Genomic DNA, 16478 nt, shown 5'->3' on the forward strand with positions numbered 1-16478 from the left:
GTTCTGCGCGGGCCGCAGGCGCGGCCTGCCGGGCGAAGCCCCGCAAAACTCCCGCAGGCTCCAATGGAAAAGCAGGCGCGCGTCTGGTGCGCGCCCCGCGGCTCTTGTAGGGTCGCGCGCATGACGGCGCCCGCGATCAGTTTTTCCGAGGATCAGGCCGAAGCCTGGGACCGCGTGGCCGAGATGCTGCGCGGTGCCGGCGTCGATCTGGATGAAGGCACCACCGAGCCCGCCCGCGAGGGGCTCTCGAAGGTTATGGCGCTGATGGGCAAGGCCGGCTCGGGCAAGACATTGCTTCTGGCCGAGCTGAGCAAGGCTCTGCAGGATGCGGGCTGCGAGGTCGTCTCGGGCGATTTCGAGAGCCGCAAGAAGCGCGAGAAGCGAACGCTTGCGATCCTCGCGCCCACCAACAAGGCCGCCTCGGTGCTGCGTATGCGCGGCGTGCCAGCGACCACCATTCACCGCATTCTCTATACCCCGGTCTATGATCCGGTCTACGAGCGCATCGCCGAATGGCTGATGGGCAACGAGGAACGGCCCGAGATTGACACGCTGACCCCCGAGGCGCTCGACCGGGCGTATTCCGCCTACCAGAGCCACAGCTCGGTGCCGGCCGCGCTGGCGGCGGCGGGGCTGCGCGGCAGCGATTTCATCACCGGCTGGAAGCGCCGCGAGGAGCCGCTCGACATCGGCTTCGTGGACGAGGCCTCGATGCTCGACGACCGGCAGTTCGAGGATCTCCAGGAGATCTTCCCCAACCTGCTGCTCTTCGGCGACCCGGCGCAGCTGGCGCCGGTGAACCAGTCGGGCAAGATGGTTTTCGACGCGGTGCCCGAGGACCGCAAGATGGAACTCAGCCGCATCCACCGGCAGGAGGCCTCGAGCCCGATCCTCGATCTCGCCCACGCGCTGGCCGATCCGGAGGTGGATTTCTACCGCTTCGAGCGGCTGGTCGAGGAGATGGCCGCCAAGGACGACCGCGTGGTCTGGGGCCAGCGGGTCGAGGTCGACCTGATGGCGCGCTCACCGGTGCTCGTCTGGCGCAACGCCACGCGCATCCGGCTGATCAACGCCTTCCGCGCCGTGCATGGCGCGCCCGAGACCGAGCTCCTGCCCGGCGAGCCGCTGATCTGCGACGGCATCGAGCTGCCGCTCAAGCACCGCAAGAAGCGGCTCGATCTGGAAGCGCGCGGGCTCATCAAGGGCGCGCAGGTGGTCTATCTCGGGCCGGGCAAGAAGCCCGGCTTCTCGCGGCTGCACGTCATTGGCGCGCCCGATCCGCAGGTCTCGGCCGCGTCGATCGTGAAGATCGAGAAGCCCGACGAGGAAGAGCCCTTCATCCCCTTCGCCGCGCGCATGGGGGCGACCTTCCTGCATGGCGCCGCGGTGACCATCCACAAGGCGCAGGGCTCGCAATGGGAGAACGTACAGGTCTTCGGTCCCGATCTTTATGCGGCGGCGCGCATGGGGCGGGTCGAGGCGGGCCAGCCGCTGTGGAAGCGGCTCGCCTATGTCGCGGTCACCCGCGCCTCGGACCGGCTCTACTGGGTGGTGCGCAACCGGCTGTCGCGGCCCTCGGGGCCGCTGCGGGTGGACGATCTCGGCGGCGCGCCGGTGCCGCTCGAGCTTGAGATGCAGGGCGAGGAGGCGGCGGGCTGAGCTGCTCATCTCGCAGGCGCCCGGCATTTGCCCTTGCCATCGGTGGGGGCGATCCGCCACTCTGCCTCGGGATTTCGCACAGATCGGGAGACGGGATGCAGCGCGAGAAAGCACTGAACGGGGGAGCGCGCCATGCCGGCTGAGGCCATTCTGCAGATGGAACCGAAGGTCTCGCGCTGGTTCACGCTTGACGCCGAGACCGTGGCCCGCTTCGGCGAGGTGACCGGGGACCTGAAATTTTTCCATTCCGACCCCGAGCGCTCCGCAGATTTCCTTTTCGGCGCGCCCGTCGCGCAGGGGTTCCTGACGCTCTCGCTGCTCTCGGCCATGTGCGCCGATGCCGTGCCGCCCTTTCCCGGGCAGATCGCCAACGTCAATTACGGCTTCGACCGGGTGCGCTTCGTCACCCCGGTGCCGGTGGGCTCGCGGGTGCGCGGGCATTTCACCGTAGGCGGTGTCGAGGAGGGGGACGATCGGCTCACCGTGCATTGGGACGTGGAGATCGAGATTGAGGGGCAGGGGCGCGACCAGCCGGCGCTCGTGGCGCAATGGGTGACCTTCCTCGAGCTGCGCGACTGATCTGCCCGGCTGACCGGCTCGCCTGATCGACCCGCGCGGAGCATGGCTTGACGCTGGGCCGCGCAGCGCCGAGAACGGCGCGACAGAGCAGGAGAGCCCCATGGACAAGCACAGCGCGGAGATGCCCATCACCGAGGCGCCCTCGGGCTACCTGTCGCACCTCGGCATCGAGATGACCGGCTGGCGGCAGGATTTCGCGCGCTTCGAAGTGCAGCTCGGGCCGGAGCATCTCAACCGCCACGACAACCCGCACGGCGGGGTGCATGCCTCGATGCTCGACACGGCCATGGGCTACGCGGGCTGCTGGACCGGCGATCCGCAGGACAGGCTCATGGCGCTCACCCTTTCGCTCAACGTCCAGTACCTGTCGCGGCCGAAGGGCAGCCGGCTGATCGTCGAGGGCGCGCGCACCGGCGGAGGCAAGAGCACCTTTTTCGCCGAGGGCACCGTCACCGATGAGACCGGTGAGCTGATCGCCAAGGGCTCGGGCGTGTTCCGCTACCGCCGCCGGGGCTGAGCCGGCCGGCGCTCACTCTCCGGGGCGCTTGAGTTCGAAGACCTCGCGGATCACCGAGTAATCGCGGTAGCCGAGGCGGGTGAGCGGCTGGAAGGTCGTCACGTCGAACCGCCCGTCCACGAGGCAGTCGTCGCGCATGTGCACGCCGGTGACCTCGCCGAAGACGGCGAAGTTTGTGGCTCCCTCGAGCCTCACGATCTGCGTCACCTTGCATTCCAGCGAGGCTGGCGCCCCGGCGACGCGCGGGCAGTCGATGGTTTCGCACTCGGCCTTGTCGATCCCTGCGAGGGCAAATTCGTCCTCACCCGCGGGCCAGGGGCCGGAGCTGAGGTTCATCACGTCGCGCGCCGCGTATTCCACGATATTCACGCAGAAGACCCCGCTCTCGCGGATCTGGGCGACGCTGTCCTTGGTGCCCTCGCGGTCCTCCTTGGCAGAGGTCGAGGAGAACATCACCTGCGGCGGCACATAGGCCACGGCATTGAAGAAAGAGTACGGCGCGAGGTTGTCCCCGAGCGTGCCGCGGGTCGAGATCCAGCCGATGGGCCGGGGCGAGACGATGGCGTTGAACGGGTTGTGCGGCAGCCCGTGGCCGTCTTCGGGGCGATAGAACATGCCTGTCCTCTCAGGTGTTTGCGCGACTGTCAGACCCGTGATAGGGCGGATTCGTCCGAAACGCCACGGGGGAGACCGGGTCTCTGTACAGCTTGCATCAGGAACGCCCGGATGATCGCTGGGAAGTCGAGGCGCTCTACGACCTGTGCTTCGCGCCGGGTCGCGAGTTGCTGTCCTCTTACCGTTTGCGCGACGGGGTGGCCCCGGTCTCCGAGCTTTGCCGGGTGGCCAAGGACGACAGCGGCAGCATCGGCGGGGCGATCCGTTACTGGCCGGTGCGCGTCGGCGCGGCGCAACTGCTGTTGCTGGGGCCGGTGGCGGTGCATCCCACGGCGCAGGGCGAAGGGCTGGGCGCGGCGCTGATCCGCGACACGCTGGAACGGGCGCGGGCCTTGGAATGGGGCCGGGTGCTGCTGGTCGGCGACGAGCCCTACTACCGCCGCTTCGGGTTTTCCAAGATCGAGGGGGTCCAGATGCCTCCGCCGACCAACCCCGAGCGGGTTCTGGCGCTGGAGCTGCTTCCGGGCGCTTGGCAGGGCGTCACCGGCGAGGTCATGCGCAAGGCTTGATTTCCCGCGCGGCGCGCCGATCTTCTAGGGGAGACCCGAGGAGGCCCGCCCATGACCGCACCCGTTTCCGGAACGCAGCTCGTTCCCCTCAGCATCGACGCCGAGATCGCCGCGCTGGCCCGCCGCCACCGGGCCGCGGGCGGGGTCGGGCTGCAGGTGCTCAACATCATCGGCGGCCAGGCCGAGAACCTGCTCGAACGCCTGCCCGACCGGGTGAAGGAGCGGCTCGAGACCAGCACCGCCAAGGCGCTCGAGCTGGCGCTGAAGGCCGCCACGGGCTCGCGCCGCGCCGTACCCGACCAGAAGGGCTGGCTGAACACCGCGCTCGCGACCGCCATGGGCGCGGCGGGCGGCGCCGGGGGACTGCCGACCGCTCTGGCCGAGTTGCCGGTGACCGTGACGGTGCTGCTGCGCGCGATCCAGGGGATCGCGGCGGAATACGGCTTCGACCCCGAGATGCCCGAGATCAAGCGCGAGTGCCTCAGCGTCTTTGCCTCGGCTGGACCGCTCGAGGCGGATGATGGCGCGGATCTGGGATTCCTTGCCACCCGGGTCACGCTCACCGGGGCGACGGTGCACGGGCTGATCGGCAAGGTCGCGCCGCGGCTGGCGACGGCGATGGGTCAGAAGCTGGCGGCGCAGACCGTGCCGGTGCTGGGCGCGGCGGCGGGGGCGGCGACCAACTACGCCTATACCAGCTACTACCAGCAGATGGCGCATGTGCACTTCGGCTTGCTGCGGCTTGCCGAGCAGAGCGGCCGTCCGCGCGCCGAGTTGGTGGCCGCTCTGCAGGAAAAGCTGGCGCTGCGCGCTTAACCACTTCGCAAGGTTAATGGCTTATCAGGTGCTCGGGGCGTGGTGTAATCCGCGCCGCAGCACTCGCGCAGAAGGCGCGGGGGGCGTCCCGTGCCAGAACGGCCGGAGATGCGCGCACGACCACTATCGCCCGGGGTGCGGGGGACCGATGCGCCGGGCGAGCTTCGTGGTCCGACCGGGACGAGGGCATGGAGCGCGAGAAACTGGGCGCGCTCCGCCCCGGCTCATCCCTGCCAGCGCATGTACTCCATGACAGCGCCGCGCACCGATTGCTCGCCGCGCTCGCGGGCGTCGCAGATCACGTCGTAAAGCGCGTCGAGATCCGTGCGCATGATCAGGCTCTTCACCGGCCCGATCGAGGCCGGGCGCATCGACAGACGATGCAGCCCGATGGCGGCGAGGCAGATTGCCTCGATCGGTCGGCCCGCATCCTCGCCGCAGAAGCTGAGCGGCGTGCCGGTGGCCGAGCAGCGCTGCACGATCTGCTCGAGGAACGTCAGGAAGCTGACGTTCAGCGTGTCGTAGCGCCGCCGCACCCGCTCGTTCTCGCGGTCGGCGGCAAAGAAGAACTGCTTGAGATCGTTGCCGCCGATCGAGACGAACTCGACCTCCTCGAAAAACTTGTTCGAGGCGTAGGCGAGGCTCGGGGTCTCGAGCATGGTGCCGACCGATATCTTCTCGGGCACCACGTGGCCGAGCTTGCGCTCGGTGGCGATGGCCTTGTCGACCTCGGCGCGGGCGGCGCGGAACTCTTCCCATTGGGCAACAAAGGGGAACATCAGCGTCAGCGGCCGACCTTCGCAGGCGCGCAGGAGCGCCTGCAGCTGCATGCGCATGACGCCGGGCCGGTCGAGACCGACGCGGATCGCCCGCCAGCCGAGCGCCGGGTTGGGCTCGTCGGTGGGCTTCATGTAGGGCAGCACCTTGTCCGAGCCGATGTCGAGCGTGCGGAAGATTACCGGCTTGTCACCGGCGGCCTCGGCGGCCTCGATCACGCGTTTGTAGACGGCGACCAGTTCGGTCCGCGAGGGCATCTTGTTTCGCACCAGGAACTGCAGTTCGGTGCGGAAGAGGCCCACGCCCTCGGCGCCGGAGTTCTCGAGCGAAGGCAGGTCGGCGAGCAGGCCCGCGTTCATGTGGAGGCTGATCCGCTTGCCGCAGAGCGAGACCGCGGGCTTCTGGCGGATCGAGGCATAGCGTTCCTGCGCCTCGGCCTGCATGGCGATCTTGTCGCGGAAGGCGGTGACGACCGTGTCGTCGGGGCGCAGGTGCACCACGCCCTGATCGCCGTCGACCATGATGTGGTCGCCGTTCAGCGCCTCGGTGGTGATGCGCGGCGCGTTGATCACCAGCGGGATCGCCAGCGCGCGGGCGACGACGGCGGCGTGGCTGCCGACCGAGCCTTCCTCGAGGACGATGCCACGCAGCTGGCGGCCATAGTCCAGCAGCTCGGCGGGGCCGATGCTGCGGGCAACGAGAATGGGATCGGCGGGCATCGAGGCGCCGGTGTCCTTGCCCTGTCCGGTGAGGATGCGCAGCAAGCGATTCGACAGGTCGTCCAGATCGTGCAGCCGCTCGCGCAGGTAGTTGTCGGCGACCTGGCTCATCCGGGCGCGGGCCGCGGATTGTTCCTTTTCCACGGCGGCCTCGGCGGAGAGCCCGCGCGAGATGTCTTCCTCCATGCGCCGACGCCAGCCCTTCGAGTTGGCGAACATGCGATAGGCCTCGAGCACTTCGAGCTGTTCGGCATCCTGGACCGCGCCGGCGAGCATCTCGTCAACGCTGACGCGTAGCTGTTCGATGGCCTCATCCAGCCGCTGGCGCTCTCGCTCGGGGTCGTCGGCGACGAGGTTGGTCACCATCACTCGCGGCTCGTGCAGCCAGACGTGGCCCTCGGCGGTGCCTTCCTGACCGGTGCCGCCACGCAGCATGGTGGGCTGGGTGTGCCGTGCCGAAAGCGCCGCGGTGTCGCCGACGAAGGCGCCGAGCTCGGTCATCTCGGCCAGCACCATGGCGACCACTTCCAGCGCGTAGACCTCGTCCGCGGTGAACTCGCGTTTCTGCTTGGTCTGCACGACCAGCACGCCCAGCGTCTCGCCAAGGCGCTGGATCGGGACGCCGAGGAAGCTGGAGTAAATCTCTTCGCCGGTCTCGGGCATGTAGCGAAAGCCCTTGGCCGAGGGGGCGTCGGCGGTGTTGACCACCTTGCCGCTGCGCGCGACGCGGCCCACGAGGCCTTCGCCCATGCGCATCCGGGTCTGGTGTACGGCCTCTTTCTTGAGCCCCTCGGTGGCGCAGAGCTCGAGCGTGTCCTCGTCGCGGAAGAGGTAAATCGAGCAGACTTCGGAGCCCATGGAATCGGCGGTCAGATGCATGATCTTGTCGAGGCGCGCCTGCCCGGCGGCATCCTCGGCCATCGTGTCTCTCAGCCGCCCCAGAAGCTTGCGGCTTTCGCTTTCCGTGCCATCCGGCATTTTGCTGCCCGTCTTCATTCGTTCCGCTTGGGATCAGCTATATGCGGTTTGCCCGAAGAAAGGAAACGGGATCAAATAGGACGGTCGAATTCCCGCGCGTTGAAACGACCATTTGCCGCGCCTTTCCGCGCCTTTGAGAAGGGATCGCCGCGACAGGGCGGTATTTCCGGGAAGATTGTCGCGCATATGGGCGCGGAAAAGAACTGTCGCCTTGGCCAATAAAAGAAGCGGCGCCCCGAGAGGCGCCGCCATCGATGATTTTCGGGGTGCGCGAGGCGCCTCCGGTCAGTTGGCCCTTTCGAGTTCGAAGGCGTCGTGAAGGGCCTGCACCGCGAGTTCCATGTACTTGCGTTCGATCAGCACGGAGATCTTGATCTCGGACGTGGTGATGACCTGGATGTTGATGTTCTCGTCCGAGAGCACCTTGAACATCTTCGCCGCCACACCGGCCGCCGAACGCATGCCGATGCCGACGACCGAGACCTTGGCGACCTCGGTTTCCGATTCGAGCTTGTCGAAGGTCAGCGTGCCGGCTTCCTGCGCATCGGCCAGTGCCTTCTCCGCGCGCTTCACCTGGTTGACCGGGCAGGAGAAGGTCATGTCGGTAACGCCGCCCTCATGACCCTTGTAGTTGGTTTCCGAGACGTTCTGCACAATCATGTCGACGTTCACGCCGGCATCGGCCAGCGTGCCGAAGATCGCGGCGGCGATGCCCGGACGGTCTGCGATGGTGACGAGGGTCATCTTGGCCTCGTCGCGCGAAAAGGCCACACCGGCCACAACTTTGGATTCCATGATATCCTCCTCGTCGCAAACGAGCGTCCCGGCGTCGTCCGACTGTTCCTCGAAGCTGGAGAGGACCCGCAGCTTCACCTTGTAACGCATGGCGAGTTCGACCGAGCGGGTCTGCAGCACCTTGGCGCCCAGCGAGGCCAGCTCGAGCATTTCCTCGAAAGAGATGCGGTCGAGCTTTCGGGCCTTCTCGCAGATTCGCGGGTCGGTGGTATAGACGCCGTCGACATCGGTGTAGATGTCGCAGCGCTCGGCCTCGAAGGCTGCGGCGAAGGCGACGGCGGTGGTGTCCGAGCCGCCCCGGCCCAGCGTGGTGATGCGGCCCTCGGGGCTGATGCCCTGGAAACCGGCAACCACGGCCACCTTCATGCCCTCGGCGAACTTGCGGTTGATGTTCTCGGGGGGGATGCCTTCGATCCGCGCGGCGCTATGTGCCGAAGTGGTCAGCAGAGGCACCTGCCAGCCCTGCCAGCTGCGCGCGGGGATATCCATTTCCTGCAGCGTCAGCGCCATCAGGCCGGCGGTCACGTTCTCGCCCGAAGAGACGACGGCGTCATATTCGCGCGCGTCGAACAGCGGCGAGGTCTCCTCGACGTAGCCGACGAGCTTGTTGGTCTCGCCCGACATGGCCGAGACGATGACGATCACGTCGTAGCCCTTGGCCACTTCGACGCCGACGCGTTTGGCGGCCCGGCGGATCCGGTCAAGCGTGGCGACGGAGGTGCCGCCGAATTTCATCACGAGAACGGGCATGGCGCCTCCCCGGCATGGTCCTTTGAATCAGCGGTGCTTTACTTGGGGGGGCGGGGCTGCGCAAGGGGATTGCGCGCCCGCCGCGAGCGATCGCTGCGTGGGTCCGGGGCATTCTGGCATATTCGAAAAGATGGGGCCGCCGGCGCTTCGCGGTTCTTCGTTTGCGGCTTTGCGGGAGCGCGGCCGCCGGGGTCCGGCGGCGCGCCGGGCGCTCAGTAGGCGTGCGCGCGGCCGTCCCAGGTTTCGAAGCAGCCGGTGGTCCCAAGGCTCAGCGCGTCGAGCCGATCGGCGAGTCCGGCGGCGGATTGCTCGGGGGTAAGCTCGGCGCCGCTGCCCCCCATCTCGGTGCTCACCCAGCCGGGGTGATAGATGCCCACGGCGATGCCTCGCGGCTTCAGCGCGGCGGCAAGGTTGGTGCCGAGATTCAGCGCCGCGGCCTTGCTGGCGCGGTAGATCAGCGCGTTGCCCTTGGCCAGCGCGTTCGAGCCCATCTGCGAGGAGATGATCATGATCTTCGGCGTCTCGGCCCGTTCCAGCAGCGGCAGCATCGCTTGCACCGTCAGGAAGACCCCGGTGACATTGACCGCGAACATTTCGGCCCACATCTCGGGCGGGTAGCCGGTGTCGAGCGGTTCCGGCTTGTCGAGATAGACCCCGGCGTTGCAGATCAGCGCGTCGAGCGTGCTCTCGCCGAGGTGCTCGGCCAGTGCCTTCGGCGAGGCCGGGTCGCTCACGTCGAGCGGCAGCAGCCCGGGGGTATGTCGCGCCGTGCCCAGCACCTCGTGCCCACGCGCCGAGAGGGTCTTTACGAGCGCCGCGCCTATGCCGCGGTTCGCGCCGGTGATCAGCAAGGTCATGGCATGTCTTTCAGTTGGATTTTCGTGTCGGCATGAAGGGCAGGGGCGCCACGGGCACGCCGTCCTCGATCAAGGCCTTGGCCTCGTCGCCTCGGGTTTCGCCCCAGATCGGGCGGTGCGGAGCATCGCCGCTGTGCATGGCGCGCGCCTCGCGGGCAAAATCGCGGCCAACGTAGTCCGAGGTCTTTTCGACGTGCTCGCGCAGCGCGCGCAGCGCCTGCTCGGCGGGCGAGGAGGGCTCGGAGAGGTTGGGCTTTTCCTTGGCGGGGGTCGGCGCGCTTTCGGGGCGCGCGGCGCCGCTGTTCACGCGCGGAGCCATGAGCACCTTTTCCACCTTTGGCGTGCCGCAGACGGCGCAGGCCACCATGCCCGCGGCATGCAGCTTGTCGAAGGCGCTGGCGGATTGGAACCAACTGTCGAAGCGATGGTCATCCGCGCATTTGAGTGAGTATTGGATCATGCGGCTGTTCCGAAATGATCCCTTTTACCTAGTCAAAATCCGCGCAGGTTCAAGCCGATGTCAGTGCTTGCGGGAAAAGGGGCGGAAGCCAAGGAGCAGCTTGGCCAGTTCCGGGTGATCGACCATCTCGGCGGCACGCTTCGGGCTGACCCAACGTTGCTTGCGTTCGCGCCGCTCGGGAAACTTCTTGTCGAGCTCCACCACTTCGAGTGGATAGACCAATGCCATATGCGGCCGGTTCGAGCTGCGCTTCTGGTAGCTGTAGCCGCCGACGCAGAGCTCGTCCACGAGCCCCTTTACCCCGGCTTCTTCCCAGGCCTCGCGGGCGGCGGCCTTGGCCGGGCTGCGGCCCTGCATCGGCCATCCCTTGGGCAGGGTCCAGCGTCTGCGGCCGCGGCTGGTGATGAGGAGGATCTGCACCTTGCCGTCGCGGATGCGGTAGCAGAGCGCCGCATATTGCACATGGGTTCGCTTGGGCAGGGTTCTGATGCCCGGTCCGCGAGAAACGATGTCCAGTGAAGCGCCCATCCTGTTGTCCTGCTCGTTTTTAGAGGAGGATGCGCCTATTTGGCAGCTGCGTCCATATGTTGTGTCAGCTCGGAAACAAGTTCGTCCGCCGATGCCTCCGGAGCGAGCAGCGCGCGGGCCGCGGCCCCTGCGCGCTGCTGTGCCTTCTCCTCGGTCAGCGAGAGCAGCGCGGCGGCAAGGCCCGCTGCGTCCTCGATGGGGAGGGCAGCTCCGGCGTCGTCGAGCAGACGAAAGGGCACGCGGAAGTTGCGCACGTCGGGGCCGTGGATCAGCGCATCGCCAAAGGCCGCGGGCTCGTAGGGCGTGTGGCCGCCGCGGTCGGTCAGCGTGCCGGCGATGAAGACCCGGCCCGCAAGGCGGTAGAAGAGCGCCATCTCTCCCAGGGTGTCGGCCAGGTAGACCTCGGCGCCACTCGGCGGCTCGCCGAGGCTGCGGCGCGCGCAGCTGAGCCCCTGTGCGGCGGCGAGCCGGGTAATTTGCTCGGCCCGATGCGGGTGGCGCGGGGCGAGTATCAGCCGCAGTCCGGGATCCTGTTTCCGCGCCTCGGCGTGGGCTGCAAGCACGGTTTCGTCCTCGCCCTCGTGGGTGGAGGCGGCGAGCCAGGTGCGGGCGCGAGAAAATTCGGCCTCGAGTGCAGCGTCGTGCTGATCGGGAGGGGTGTAGAGAGCCTTGAGATCAACCACCGGCCCCTGCGCCGCCTTAGGCAGTCCGGCGGCGACGAAACGGTCGCGCGAGTCGGGATCCTGGGCCGAGAGGAAGGCGACGCGGTGCAACACCCGTGCCTGCAGTCCGCCGAAGAAGCGCCAGCCCTTGGCTGTGCTCTCGGTGAGTCGCCCGCCGAGCACCAGCACCGGGCCGGGGCAGCTCAGCAGGCGGTTCGGCCAGAGTTCGGATTCCATGGTGATATGGCTGGTCACGTTCCAGCGCCGGTGCAGGCGCTTCGAGGCCCGCGCGAGGTCGAGCGGTGCGAGTCGCGCGCAGAGCCCCCAGCTTTGCGCCAGCGCCACGCCCGACTGGGAATTGCAGGTGACCAGCAGCTTCATCCCGGGTCGGGCGGCGAGCAGCGCCTCGATCACAGGTTTCGCCGAGGCCAGCTCTCCGTTCGAGGCAGCGTGCAGCCAGACATGCGCGCCAGGCTGCGCCTTGCCATGGCCGAGCCGTGCGCGAATCCCGTCCCAGTCGCGCTTGAGCGCGGCCCGGCCAAGCACGATGGCCGCGAAAAGGGACAGAAGCAGACGGTAGCGCAACATTGGCGGGACAGGGTCCTCGGGGCAAGATCGTTATATCAAAACGGCACTTAGGCCGAAGGGCTAAGCGCCGCAACACTCGGGCACGCGGGGGTGCCGCGCTGCCGGAAGCTTGATATATATTGATATATAAGGAGATGTTTCCGAAGAGGGAAAGTGGTGGGCGACCCTGGAATCGAACCAGGCGTGCGTCTCCGCGAGGGAGTTACAGTCCCCTGCCACACCTTGCGGCCTGTCGCCCACTTTCCGCCAGTCTCTGGCGTCCGGCGCCGTATGACCGGCGTCGTGGGGCGCTGACTACAAGCACTCAAAAGGGTCGTCAACAGGAAAATATCTTGCAGCGCGTCACGGGGCGATGCAGAGACCGAAGCTCAGGAAAAAAGGACGCGTGGCATGGTCAAGAAACCGAAATGGGTGGTCGAGAAGGAACAGGGGAAGAAGGCCAAGGCGGCCGAGACCGTCTGGCTGTTCGGCCTGCATGCGGTGCGTGATGCGCTGATGAACCCCAAGCGCGAAAAGCTGCGCTTGATCTTGACACTAAACGCAAAATCCAAGCTGGAAGACGCGCTGGAAGCGGGCGGGATCGAGCCCGAGATCCACGATCCTCGCAAGTTCGGAGCGCCGCTTGACCCGCAGTCCGTGCACCAGGGGGCGGCACTGGAAGTGAAGCCGCTGAACTGGGGCCGACTCGAGGATGTGGCGCTGGGAGACGGCGACACGCCCCCCCGTCTGGTGCTTCTCGACCGGGTCACCGATCCGCATAACGTTGGGGCAATCCTGCGCTCGGCCGAGGTTTTCGGCGCGCAGGCGGTGATCGGCACGCTGCATCACTCGGCGCCCGAGACCGGCGCGCTGGCAAAGACCGCGTCTGGTGCGCTCGAGCGCCAGCCCTACCTGCGCGAGCGCAACCTCGCAGACACCATCGTGGCGCTGCAGGGGATGGGCTACATCGTTCTTGGCCTCGACGGGGAGGCGGAGGTCAGCATCGACGCCGCGATGGACGGCAGGCGCGACCGTGCCGTGGCGCTGGTGCTGGGCGCCGAGGGGCCGGGGCTGCGCCAGCGCACCAAGGAAACCGTCGACCAGCTGGTGAAGATCGACTTCGCGAGGGGCTTCGGCTCGCTCAACGTGTCAAACGCGGCAGCAGTGGCGCTCTACGCCGCAAGGCCCTGATCCGGGGCGCGAACTTGCGGCGGGGCGGCGGCGCGCCCATATCGGGGGCATGGTCCAGACGATTGCCACCTGTTGCTACTGCGGAAGCCGCGCCGCGCTCGTTCTGAGCGGCACGCAGCGCCACGAACTCAGCTGCGCCTCCTGCGGGGCGCCGCTGCGCCAGCTCAAGAACCTCAAGTCCGAGACCGGGCGCTGCGCCACCGGTCCTGCCCCGGCGCAGGCGAGGCCGATGCCACATCCCTCCAAAACGCAGCGCAAGGCCGAGAAGGCCGCGCGCAAGATGGCGAAGAAGCACCTCAAGAAACGGCGCTCTCCGGCGCAACGGGCGGCCAAGGGGATCTTTGATCTGCTCGAGGACATCTTCGACTGAAGCCGCGCGCCCAGGCATGCACAGGATGCCGCACGGTGGCGCACAAAAACCGGCCTAGTCTTTCTTGCCCTCCTGTCTTATTTGGCGGGGGACGAAATGCGAGGCGACATGGCGGACTACGAAAACCCGGGACCGGTTGAAGAAAACTGGAAAGACGCGATTTCCTCGGTCGAGGAGATCATCGAGGATGCCCGCAACGGGCGGATGTTCATCCTCGTCGACCACGAGGACCGCGAGAACGAGGGCGACCTCGTGATCCCGGCGCAATGGGCGACCCCCGACGCGATCAACTTCATGGCCACCCATGGCCGGGGCCTGATCTGCCTGTCGATGACCTCGAAGCGCATCGACGAGCTGGGCCTGCACCTGATGTCGGTCAACAACTCGTCGCGCCACGAGACGGCCTTCACCATCTCGATCGAGGCGCGCGAGGGTGTGACCACCGGCATCTCGGCTGCCGACCGGGCGAAGACCGTCGCCGTGGCCATCGACGCCTCGAAGGGCGCGGCGGACATCGCCACCCCGGGGCACGTCTTCCCGCTGCGCGCCAAGGATGGCGGCGTGCTGGTCCGCGCCGGCCACACCGAGGCCGCCGTGGACGTCTCGCGGCTGGCGGGGCTGAACCCCGCCGGCGTGATCTGCGAGATCATGAACGAGGACGGCACCATGTCGCGCCTGCCCGAGCTGGTCGCCTTCGCGCAGCGCCACGGGCTGAAGATCGGCACGATCTCGGATCTCATCGCCTACCGCCGCCGCCACGACAACCTAGTGCGCGTGCGCTCCGAAGAGGTGATCCGCTCGGAATTCGGCGGCGACTGGAACATGCGCATCTACACCGACCAGTCCCACGGCGACGAGCACATCGTGCTGACCAAGGGCGACATCTCCGGCGACGAGCCGGTGCTGGTGCGGATGCATGCGCTCGATCCCATGCTCGACATCATCGGCACCGGACATGGCGGGCGCTCGGACGAGTTCCGCGACTCGATGAAGGCTGTCGCCGATGAGGGGCGCGGCGTGGTCGTGTTGCTGCGCGACACGTCGATGAAGCTTGAGTTGCATGACGACGTCTCTCCGCGCACCCTGCGTCAATACGGGCTCGGGGCGCAGATTCTCTCGTCGCTCGGCCTGTCGAAGATGGTGCTGCTGACCAATTCGCCCACCCCGCGCGTCGTCGGGCTCGAGGCCTACGGGCTCGAGATCGTGGGCACCCGCAAGATCGGAGAGTGAAGATGGCCTCGAACGAAACCCATTACACCCTGCCGCGCGCCGAGTTCGACAGGCCGGCGAAGATCCTTATCGTCGTGGCACCTTACTACAAGGATATCGCCGACGAGCTGATCGCCGGTGCCATCGCCGAGATCGAGGCGGCGGGCGGCTTCCACGAGATCGTCGAGGTCCCCGGCGCGCTGGAAGTGCCGACCGCGATCGGCATCGCCGAGCGCATGTCGAACTTCGACGGCTACGTGGCGCTCGGCTGCGTGATCCGTGGCGAGACCACCCATTACGAGACCGTCTGCAACGACAGCTCGCGCGGGCTGACGCTGCTTGGCCTGCAGGGGCTCTGCATCGGCAACGGCGTCCTGACGGTCGAGAACTACGAGCAGGCGCGCGTGCGCGCCGAATCGGCCGGCCAGAACAAGGGCGGCGGCGCCGCGGCTGCAGCCTTGCATCTTGTCGCGCTGGCCCGTAGGTGGGGCGGCGCCCGCAAGGGGGTGGGATTCGTGCCCGCCCAGGATGAATACCAGATCGCGGGCGCTTCCAAAGGAAAGCATAGCGCATGACTACCCCGGTCCCCCCTTCCGGCAATCAGAAACGCCGTATGAAATCCGCATCCCGGCTCTACGCCGTGCAGGCGCTCTACCAGATGGAACTTTCTGGCACGACGGCTGAGAAGACGATGCGTGAATTCCTCGACTACCGCTTCGGCGCGGAGGTCGAAGAGGGCGTGGAACTGGTGGACGGGGACGTGGATCTCTTCGGGAAGATCGTCGGCGAGGCGGTCAACTGGCAGGGCAAGATCGACCAGATGACCGACCGCGCGCTGGTGGCGAAATGGCCGATCGACCGCATCGACCCGATCCTGCGCGCGCTGTTCCGCGCCGCTGGCGCTGAGATGGTGGCGCTCGACACGCCGCCGAAAGTGGTGATCACCGAGTTCATCGACGTGGCCCGCGCCTTCTTCACCGACGGACGCGAGGTGCAATTCGTCAACGCGGTGCTCGACCACATGGCGCGCGAGGCGAAGCCCGAGGCGTTCTGAGGATCTGCAGGGGCAGGGGGCTCTCCGCACCACGCCTCCCCGGACTATTCGGACCTGGAAGAGAGGGCCGGTCGCGCGCGTCGTGACCGGCCCTTCTGTGATGGTCACCGCTGCCCTCGCGGAAGCGCGGCTTGCGTTTGGCTTTGGCCCCCCTACATTTGACTGTGACGGAGCGGAATATTCTGCGGGTCTTGTGCTTTGACGTGGGTCCGCTACGCTTGGTCCACCTGATGAAGGAGAGTCACATGCCGAAACTCGTCCGCCTCTACATCACCCAATGCGCGATCGGCTTCGGCCTGTCGGCGGGCTTCGTCGCGTTGCTGCTCTGGCAGAACGTCGGCAACCTGCAGCACCTGGTGACCCATACTGACGCGGGCATGATGGCAGTGGTTCTCTTGTGGCTTTTCAATGGTCTGGTGTTTGCCGGTGCGCAATTCGCGATGACCGTGATGCGCATGTCGGGCGATCACTTGCGGCCCTCGGGCGGCAAGCGCATGGCGCTCGAGCCGATGCCGATCCGCATCCCGGTCGAGCAAAAGCCGCGCCGCCTTCTCTGAACGCAAGACGGCCGAAATGATTCGAAGCGCCTCCTCGCGGGGCGCTTTTTTCATGCCCGGGTGCGGCGGGGTGCGCCGTCCGTGCTGTCAGCCATCTGTGGAAAAGCGGCGGGAACCGGTCCTTCCGTGGGGTTATCTCATTCCCGAGGACCTGTATATACAGGTGGGCGTCAGGTAACCGGACCAGGGCCCGGACAGAGCCAACTCCCTCGGAATTGCTTAAGGCCACCGGAATGCAACCATGCACGC

Annotated in this window: 18 protein-coding genes and 1 tRNA gene; 11 read left to right on the forward strand and 8 right to left on the reverse strand. The window is 67.1% G+C overall.

Annotation, left to right across the window (positions count from 1 at the left end; translation table 11 throughout):
* The first annotated feature begins 120 nt into the window (after window positions 1-120).
* The 3 genes from G0D83_RS00625 to G0D83_RS00635 all read left to right on the forward strand — a co-directional run bounded on the left by G0D83_RS00625 (window position 121) and on the right by G0D83_RS00635 (window position 2755).
* Window positions 121-1659: an ATP-dependent RecD-like DNA helicase gene (locus G0D83_RS00625; RefSeq protein WP_108964667.1), complete on the forward strand. Its 1539-nt coding sequence runs from the start codon at window positions 121-123 to the stop codon at window positions 1657-1659.
* Window positions 1660-1791: 132 nt separating this feature from the next.
* Window positions 1792-2238: a MaoC family dehydratase gene (locus tag G0D83_RS00630; protein WP_108964668.1), complete on the forward strand. Its 447-nt coding sequence runs from the start codon at window positions 1792-1794 to the stop codon at window positions 2236-2238.
* Window positions 2239-2338: 100 nt separating this feature from the next.
* The gene (locus tag G0D83_RS00635; protein WP_235940128.1) at window positions 2339-2755 is read left to right on the forward strand and encodes a PaaI family thioesterase; all 417 of its coding nucleotides are present in this window, start codon (window positions 2339-2341) and stop codon (window positions 2753-2755) included.
* A 12-nt stretch (window positions 2756-2767) separates the two neighbouring features.
* Here G0D83_RS00635 and G0D83_RS00640 read toward each other — a convergent pair whose 3' ends face one another.
* Window positions 2768-3370, reverse strand: coding sequence for a flavin reductase family protein (locus G0D83_RS00640; protein WP_164188672.1), 603 nt, complete (start codon window positions 3368-3370; stop codon window positions 2768-2770).
* 92 nt (window positions 3371-3462) lie between these two features.
* Here G0D83_RS00640 and G0D83_RS00645 point away from each other — a divergent pair, with 92 nt between their 5' ends.
* Together G0D83_RS00645 and G0D83_RS00650 are read left to right on the forward strand one after the other, a co-directional pair.
* A complete protein-coding gene (locus tag G0D83_RS00645; protein WP_370457115.1) occupies window positions 3463-3939 on the forward strand; it encodes a GNAT family N-acetyltransferase in 477 nt (158 codons plus the stop codon).
* 51 nt (window positions 3940-3990) lie between these two features.
* Complete coding sequence (locus G0D83_RS00650) at window positions 3991-4755, forward strand: EcsC family protein (RefSeq protein WP_108964671.1); 765 nt, start codon at window positions 3991-3993, stop codon at window positions 4753-4755.
* A 224-nt stretch (window positions 4756-4979) separates the two neighbouring features.
* On the opposite strand, the gene ptsP is transcribed toward G0D83_RS00650, so the two are convergent.
* The 7 genes from ptsP to G0D83_RS00685 all read right to left on the reverse strand — a co-directional run bounded on the left by ptsP (window position 4980) and on the right by G0D83_RS00685 (window position 12107).
* Window positions 4980-7229, reverse strand: a complete 2250-nt coding sequence (ptsP, locus tag G0D83_RS00655) for a phosphoenolpyruvate--protein phosphotransferase (RefSeq protein WP_108967514.1) — start codon at window positions 7227-7229, stop codon at window positions 4980-4982.
* Between the two features lie 285 nt (window positions 7230-7514).
* Window positions 7515-8774, reverse strand: a complete 1260-nt coding sequence (locus tag G0D83_RS00660; RefSeq protein ID WP_164188674.1) for an aspartate kinase — start codon at window positions 8772-8774, stop codon at window positions 7515-7517.
* 212 nt (window positions 8775-8986) lie between these two features.
* Entirely contained in the window at window positions 8987-9631 is a 645-nt protein-coding gene (locus G0D83_RS00665) for an SDR family oxidoreductase (protein WP_164188676.1), read from the reverse strand.
* 10 nt (window positions 9632-9641) lie between these two features.
* A complete protein-coding gene (locus G0D83_RS00670; RefSeq protein ID WP_108964674.1) occupies window positions 9642-10091 on the reverse strand; it encodes a DUF1178 family protein in 450 nt (149 codons plus the stop codon).
* 60 nt (window positions 10092-10151) lie between these two features.
* Window positions 10152-10619, reverse strand: coding sequence for an NUDIX hydrolase (locus G0D83_RS00675; RefSeq protein WP_164188678.1), 468 nt, complete (start codon window positions 10617-10619; stop codon window positions 10152-10154).
* 35 nt (window positions 10620-10654) lie between these two features.
* Window positions 10655-11869, reverse strand: a complete 1215-nt coding sequence (locus tag G0D83_RS00680; protein ID WP_164188681.1) for a 3-deoxy-D-manno-octulosonic acid transferase — start codon at window positions 11867-11869, stop codon at window positions 10655-10657.
* A gap of 154 nt (window positions 11870-12023) precedes the next feature.
* Window positions 12024-12107, reverse strand: a tRNA-Tyr gene (locus tag G0D83_RS00685).
* A gap of 152 nt (window positions 12108-12259) precedes the next feature.
* Between G0D83_RS00685 and rlmB the strand changes: the two genes are divergently transcribed.
* From rlmB to G0D83_RS00715, 6 genes are all read left to right on the forward strand, one after another.
* Window positions 12260-13039: a 23S rRNA (guanosine(2251)-2'-O)-methyltransferase RlmB gene (gene rlmB, locus G0D83_RS00690; RefSeq protein WP_164188683.1), complete on the forward strand. Its 780-nt coding sequence runs from the start codon at window positions 12260-12262 to the stop codon at window positions 13037-13039.
* 49 nt (window positions 13040-13088) lie between these two features.
* Window positions 13089-13409: a hypothetical protein gene (locus G0D83_RS00695; RefSeq protein WP_164188685.1), complete on the forward strand. Its 321-nt coding sequence runs from the start codon at window positions 13089-13091 to the stop codon at window positions 13407-13409.
* A 108-nt stretch (window positions 13410-13517) separates the two neighbouring features.
* Window positions 13518-14639 carry a 3,4-dihydroxy-2-butanone-4-phosphate synthase gene (gene ribB, locus G0D83_RS00700; protein ID WP_108964679.1) on the forward strand — a complete coding sequence of 374 codons (1122 nt, stop codon included), beginning with the start codon at window positions 13518-13520 and terminating at the stop codon, window positions 14637-14639.
* 2 nt (window positions 14640-14641) lie between these two features.
* A complete protein-coding gene (locus G0D83_RS00705; protein ID WP_164188687.1) occupies window positions 14642-15193 on the forward strand; it encodes a 6,7-dimethyl-8-ribityllumazine synthase in 552 nt (183 codons plus the stop codon).
* Complete coding sequence (gene nusB / locus G0D83_RS00710; RefSeq protein WP_164188689.1) at window positions 15190-15672, forward strand: transcription antitermination factor NusB; 483 nt, start codon at window positions 15190-15192, stop codon at window positions 15670-15672. Before G0D83_RS00705 ends, nusB begins: the two co-directional genes overlap by 4 nt.
* Window positions 15673-15917: 245 nt before the next feature.
* The gene (locus tag G0D83_RS00715) at window positions 15918-16229 is read left to right on the forward strand and encodes a hypothetical protein (RefSeq protein ID WP_164188691.1); all 312 of its coding nucleotides are present in this window, start codon (window positions 15918-15920) and stop codon (window positions 16227-16229) included.
* Window positions 16230-16478 lie beyond the last annotated feature (249 nt).

It is taken from the genome of Salipiger sp. PrR003, assembly GCF_010500785.1.
GTDB classification, from domain to species: Bacteria; Pseudomonadota; Alphaproteobacteria; order Rhodobacterales; family Rhodobacteraceae; genus Salipiger; species Salipiger pacificus_A.

Coding starts and splice junctions, on each gene's coding strand:
- G0D83_RS00625 (WP_108964667.1), top strand. CDS start 121: ATGACGGCGCCCGCGATCAGTTTTTCCGAGGATCAGGCCGAAGCCTGG.
- G0D83_RS00630 (WP_108964668.1), top strand. CDS start 1,792: ATGCCGGCTGAGGCCATTCTGCAGATGGAACCGAAGGTCTCGCGCTGG.
- G0D83_RS00635 (WP_235940128.1), top strand. CDS start 2,339: ATGGACAAGCACAGCGCGGAGATGCCCATCACCGAGGCGCCCTCGGGC.
- G0D83_RS00640 (WP_164188672.1), bottom strand. CDS start 3,370: ATGTTCTATCGCCCCGAAGACGGCCACGGGCTGCCGCACAACCCGTTC.
- G0D83_RS00650 (WP_108964671.1), top strand. CDS start 3,991: ATGACCGCACCCGTTTCCGGAACGCAGCTCGTTCCCCTCAGCATCGAC.
- ptsP (WP_108967514.1), bottom strand. CDS start 7,229: ATGCCGGATGGCACGGAAAGCGAAAGCCGCAAGCTTCTGGGGCGGCTG.
- G0D83_RS00660 (WP_164188674.1), bottom strand. CDS start 8,774: ATGCCCGTTCTCGTGATGAAATTCGGCGGCACCTCCGTCGCCACGCTT.
- G0D83_RS00665 (WP_164188676.1), bottom strand. CDS start 9,631: ATGACCTTGCTGATCACCGGCGCGAACCGCGGCATAGGCGCGGCGCTC.
- G0D83_RS00670 (WP_108964674.1), bottom strand. CDS start 10,091: ATGATCCAATACTCACTCAAATGCGCGGATGACCATCGCTTCGACAGT.
- G0D83_RS00675 (WP_164188678.1), bottom strand. CDS start 10,619: ATGGGCGCTTCACTGGACATCGTTTCTCGCGGACCGGGCATCAGAACC.
- G0D83_RS00680 (WP_164188681.1), bottom strand. CDS start 11,869: ATGTTGCGCTACCGTCTGCTTCTGTCCCTTTTCGCGGCCATCGTGCTT.
- rlmB (WP_164188683.1), top strand. CDS start 12,260: ATGGTCAAGAAACCGAAATGGGTGGTCGAGAAGGAACAGGGGAAGAAG.
- G0D83_RS00695 (WP_164188685.1), top strand. CDS start 13,089: ATGGTCCAGACGATTGCCACCTGTTGCTACTGCGGAAGCCGCGCCGCG.
- ribB (WP_108964679.1), top strand. CDS start 13,518: ATGGCGGACTACGAAAACCCGGGACCGGTTGAAGAAAACTGGAAAGAC.
- G0D83_RS00705 (WP_164188687.1), top strand. CDS start 14,642: ATGGCCTCGAACGAAACCCATTACACCCTGCCGCGCGCCGAGTTCGAC.
- nusB (WP_164188689.1), top strand. CDS start 15,190: ATGACTACCCCGGTCCCCCCTTCCGGCAATCAGAAACGCCGTATGAAA.
- G0D83_RS00715 (WP_164188691.1), top strand. CDS start 15,918: ATGCCGAAACTCGTCCGCCTCTACATCACCCAATGCGCGATCGGCTTC.